This window comes from Arthrobacter sp. 10T413_2 (assembly GCF_056394205.1).
The window spans coordinates 1-4,120 of sequence record NZ_JBFTHK010000274.1; the positions used below are offsets into that span (position 1 = coordinate 1).

4 protein-coding genes are annotated in these 4,120 nt (G+C 68.6%); all 4 read right to left on the reverse strand.

Annotated features, from left to right (window positions below):
* Window positions 1–293, reverse strand: a 293-nt coding sequence (gene hpf / locus AC1DBQ_RS22315; RefSeq protein ID WP_476930590.1) for a ribosome hibernation-promoting factor, HPF/YfiA family, incomplete at its 3' end; no start/stop codon positions are given.
* A 171-nt stretch (window positions 294–464) separates the two neighbouring features.
* Window positions 465–1,319 (reverse strand): ComF family protein, encoded by an 855-nt coding sequence (locus tag AC1DBQ_RS22320; RefSeq protein WP_476930591.1) that lies wholly within the window; start codon window positions 1,317–1,319, stop codon window positions 465–467.
* A 272-nt stretch (window positions 1,320–1,591) separates the two neighbouring features.
* Window positions 1,592–3,316, reverse strand: a complete 1,725-nt coding sequence (locus AC1DBQ_RS22325) for an LpqB family beta-propeller domain-containing protein (protein WP_476930592.1) — start codon at window positions 3,314–3,316, stop codon at window positions 1,592–1,594.
* A partial coding sequence (locus AC1DBQ_RS22330; protein ID WP_476930593.1) for an ATP-binding protein occupies window positions 3,313–4,120 on the reverse strand: 808 nt, incomplete at its 5' end. The genes AC1DBQ_RS22330 and AC1DBQ_RS22325, both read right to left, overlap by 4 nt.

The following is a 4,120-nucleotide window of genomic DNA, read 5'->3' on the forward strand; positions in this document are numbered from 1 at the left end:
CTACGGTCCCTGGCCCTGCGCAGGCGTTCAAGAAGCTTGTTGTAAGCGAGATCGAAGGCAGCGAACTTGTCGGCGGCACTCGCTTCAGCGCGGATTACGGGGCCGCGTCCCAAGACTGTCAACTCAACCGTGAGCGATTCTGCGGTCTGGCGGGCCTTGGTCTCCTTGGTGACCTTCGCGTCTACCCTCTGGACCTTGTCTCCCAACGAGGCGATCTTTGAGATCTTCTCGTCGGCATATTCGCGGAACCGGTCTKAGACCGTCAAGTTGCGTCCGCTGATCATGAACTCCATGGTGCCCTCCAAATGACTTCGGTGACACGACGGCGGTACTTCCCGGGGGCCGATCTGACTGACAGTCGAGCCCCTTTCCGAGCMGCTATCGACAGGTACATCTGTTCTTGGTACCCATCTTCGACGTTAGTTCATAGCAACCTGTTATTCATCCTTTTCCGGTTTATTTTTTTACTTCACGCCGGTMGCGCCCGCCACGGCGGGGCCGGAGGCATCACCGTMGGCGGTGGCCGGCGGGCGTGTCGCGGCCAGCACAACGGCACCGCCGACAAGGGCCCCTGCTGCCCGCAGCGCACGGGCTGCCTCGGCCACAGTGGCGCCGGTGGTCAGCACGTCATCAACGACGATGCACGTCCGTCCCAGGACTGCCGGAGACCACGGGCCTGCCCTGGCCCGCATGGTTCCCCGCACCCGTCGGGAGCGGGCACCCCGGCCCAGTCCCTTCTGCCCGCCGGCCCGCCCCAACCCGTTTATTACGGTCCGCAGTGGAAGCTCCGGTGTTCCCGGGCCCGATGCGGGCCGCKCGGTTTTCCGCAGTGCGTCCGCGACGGTGAACCCGGGGATTTCATCGCCGCGAACGAGCCGGCGGAGCAGGAGATGGACGGGACTGAACCCCCTCTTGCGGAAGGCGGCACCGCTRGTCGGTACAGGGACCAGGACGAGTCCCTCCACCGGCCCTGCMGCGGCGTGCAGGGCCCGTGCCAGGCCCCGCGCCAGCTMGCCCGCCAGCCGMGCCTGGCCGTGGCTCTTGAAGGACAGGAGGCATTGCGCGAGCTCGGCCCGGTACGCCCCGGCCGCCACCACGGGCAGCAGCACGGAGCCGTCCGTATCCATCAGGGCCGGCGCCTGGGCCTCGGCCCGGAACGGCCTGAGTGTCAGCAGGCGCACCTGCCGGGCGCAGGCGCCGCAAAGTGCAGAGTCTTCCGCGCCGCAGCAGACGCACTCCACCGGGATGGCGAGGGCGAGCACCTCTGCCGCAGCCGCCGCGGCCCGGTCGGACAGCCGCGCCAGCGGCCGCGCGTACACGCCGCGGTGCCTTGCCGGCGTCGGTGCAGCCGGGGCCAGGTCCGGATCCGCGACCGGTCGCCGGCCCGGATCGTGCCCCGCGTGTGGGGGTMTGCCCCGGGCCGGCACGTCATCGCGTTCCCCGCCATTTCCGCCGCCGACATTTCCGTCCCCGCCATTTCTGCCGCCGCGGGGCGTGTGAGTGCTCATCCTCCGATCGTGGACCGGAGACGCGCGCGCCGGCAGCACCGCGGGAGGCTATGTGGACAACCCCTGCGGTCTCACCCCMGTGGTCAGCCCGGGAATGACGGGTCGATGGGGCCCTTGAGCTGCGGCGACCAGCCGTTGCCCAGCCGCTGGAAGATCCCTTCMGCGGACTGGCCGTAGATCTCCGATGCCCCGTTTCMTGCGCTGAGGGCAGTCAACCCGGGCCACGGCGCCAGCTGCTGCGGCTGGGTGGAGGTCAGGGACAACAACTCGGGAGTGACGGCGTCGCTGGCGGAGGCCTTCATGACCGCGACTGTGGTGTCATCCACCCACACGCCCTGGTCAGGATCCCGGGGCGTCAGAAGCGTCAGGGGTACGGTCAGATCCCTTGGGGTGCCGTCCGTGTTCCGGATGATCCCGGTGATCTGGACCAGGCTCTTGCCGTTCTGCTGCGAAATGACCAGTGCACGCGTGCCGTCCCGGGATATCCGGAACTCCTTGACGGTCCGGCCGGCAAGCCACCCCGGTGTCAGGGTCACGGTGGGCACGTTGCCGCTCTCCGCCACGCCGACCGGCCGGAAGGCAACCACTTCGGTGGCGCCGGCAGCGCCCGGCCCGGCGGTCCAGACCCAGTCGTACCGGCCGAACGAGGGCCGGGAGAGGGTGGCCCGCGTGGTCAGGGCCCTGGCCGGCTGGCCCGGAACGATCGAGTACAGCGTGGTGCGGTCGGCGTTGAGGAACGCAGCAGCCTGTGACTCGGCGGATTCCGCCGGCGCCCGCGGCGACAGGGCCGCGACGGACCGGATATCCGGCAGGGGTGAAAGCCGATTGTTCTCGTACCGGACCAGGTCGTTGTTGCTGACGGCGATCTGATAGCCGGGGACGCTTTCGTCGCGGACCGGAGGCAGGACCGTTCCGTTGTCTTCGACGCGCACCAGATCCTGGTTGGCCCGGAGCTCGACGTTAATGACATCCGGCTGGCTGCGGAACGTCAGGGCCAGCTGGGTTTGCATCCGCAGCCGGTCCTCGTTGGAGGCGTCGACGAGGTCCTTGGCCGTGAGATCCACCTGGGCGGCGCCGGAGACCACGGGCACGGACTCGCGCGCCAGCTTGATGCCCGACGGGAATGCGCTGACGACGGCGCCCTTGAGGTAGGGGGCGGGGCCGCCGAGCAGGGCGCTCGTCATGGCCTTGACGGTTTTCTTGCGGATGAACCACCGKACATCGGGCACGGCGTAGGTGAAGGTGGGGTCGTAGAAGTAGATCGGGTAGGCGCCGTAGATGACTTTGAAGGTCTCTTCCGGAATCGCCGTGCCGTCCGGGAGATCCGAGATCCGCCACTCGCCGTCCACCTGGGTCAGCGTGACGGGTATGTTCTCGGTGGTGCCCTCGGGAAGTTGCGTCGCCACGCCGTCGGCGTCCACCGAATAGGCGAGGTCGAGCTGGTAGTTGAAGACGTTTTCGACGCCGGTGGCCACCACCGAGGCCTTCCGGAAAACAAGCGCCCGCTGGTCCGGCTTCCATGTCACCGATGACGCCTGGGTGAGGTACTGCCGGGCGACGGCATAATCGTCTTCATAGCCGCTTCCGGCCAGGTAGAAGTCCTCAATGACCGCCTCGGGCCCTGCGCCCGGACGCGGCGCTGCCGGGAAGAACACGGGGGCATTGGGGTTTCCGGCGCTCTCATCCTTGCTCTTGCCCACCGGGCCGGAGCGCGGAATCTGGGCGCACGAGGTCAACAGCAGCAGGACGACGGCCAGCAGCGCCKCCCCTACCCTGGTGAATTTGCCGGAAATGGAAACACCGTTCATGCCCTGCCTTCCGTTCCACGGCCCCGGAAACCGGCTGCGTCGCCGCCCGGGCTCGTCCCGCCCACGCCGGTAGAGCCGTCTTCAGCCAAACCGTCCGCCGTGAAGTCGTCGGCGTMGGTCCCGCCGTCAGGTTTGCCCTGTGTTCCTGCCGGTGTATCTGCGGCCGGCATCCCAACGGCCGGCGGCCGGTCCAGGAGCAGCACTGTCCGCTGGCTGCCAGGCCCAGGGAGCCCGACGTTGACCGGTTCCAGCTGGAGCGGAGACCGGGTGATCGGCTCGTCGCGGCGCAGGGGAAGGGTCAGCCGGAAGTTTGACCCGTTGCCCTTGCTCCCCCACGCCTGCAGCCAGCCGTCGTGGAGCTTGGTGTCTTCGGCGGCGATCGACAGTCCCAGCCCGCTGCCGCCCGTGGTGCGGGCGCGGGCAGGGTCGGCGCGCCAGAAGCGGTCGAAGACGCGGGCGGCCTCGGCCGGTGTCATGCCGATTCCATGGTCCCGCACGGCCACGGCCACCGCGGTGTCGTTGGCGGCCACAGAGATGTTCACCKGGCGGCCCTCGCCGTGTTCAAGGGCGTTCAGGACCAGGTTGCGCAGGATGCGGTCGATCCTGCGGTCGTCCATGTCGACGATGATGCTGCCGGCCGGTGCGTTGAGGGTGACGGCGGACCCGTATTCGGCGGCGACGGGCGCCACTCCCTCGATGACGTGGGCGACGAGCTGGACGATGTCMGTGGGTTCGGCGTCGAGAGTGGCGGCGCCCGCATCAAAGCGGGAAATTTCCAGCAGGTCCGCCAGGAGCGACTGGAAC